This window comes from Mycoplasmopsis agassizii (genome assembly GCF_002276225.1).
Lineage (GTDB): Bacteria > Bacillota_I > Bacilli_A > Mycoplasmatales > Metamycoplasmataceae > Mycoplasmopsis_B > Mycoplasmopsis_B agassizii_A.
This window is the reverse complement of record NZ_NQNY01000040.1, coordinates 1-572: the sequence shown is the minus strand read 5'-3', so window position 1 is coordinate 572 and position 572 is coordinate 1. Positions and strand designations below refer to the sequence as shown.

The following is a 572-nucleotide window of genomic DNA, read 5'->3' as shown; positions in this document are numbered from 1 at the left end:
ACTTTAGAGTTGATCGCTACATTTTGAACATTTATCTTATTAATCTGCGATCCAAGAGATTTAATAATGCTATCTGCAGACTTTTTAATCTGAACCATAACTCAATTTTTATCAAAAGGTAAGTTATCATATTCTCAATCTCCACCACCAGGGGGAGGATCTATTGGACCAGGCGGCTGAACAATAATAGGTCTTGGGTCACCTTCTGCTTCATAATGGAACTTTGCTCTGCCAGTTTCCTGATTTATATCTACATTGTGAACTGTTTCTTCCATTTCATGGCTTTTATCTAATAATTTAAGCGTATCTGTAGCCTTTTTGAAATCGATTTTACTTTTTTTAGTTTTTTTCATATTAATTTAATTATAACTAAAGAAGACCTTCTTTAAAAAATTTTCAGTTTTTTCATATTTGAACTAAAAATTGGTTCATTAAAGTGAACCAATTTACTCGTCTTATGATTGAGAAAATGTTAGTAATTTTTCACGGTAGTATTCATATTGCTGTCTTCTCATTTTAATTTCTGCAGGTAAACCTTCATTAATATCTGAAGTTAATTTGCTGAATTTATC

General features: G+C 30.4%; 1 protein-coding gene. It reads right to left on the bottom strand.

Annotated elements, in window-relative coordinates:
• Nucleotides 1-275, bottom strand: a 275-nt coding sequence (locus CJJ23_RS04975) for a hypothetical protein (protein WP_143823654.1), incomplete at its 3' end; no start/stop codon positions are given.
• Nucleotides 276-572 lie beyond the last annotated feature (297 nt).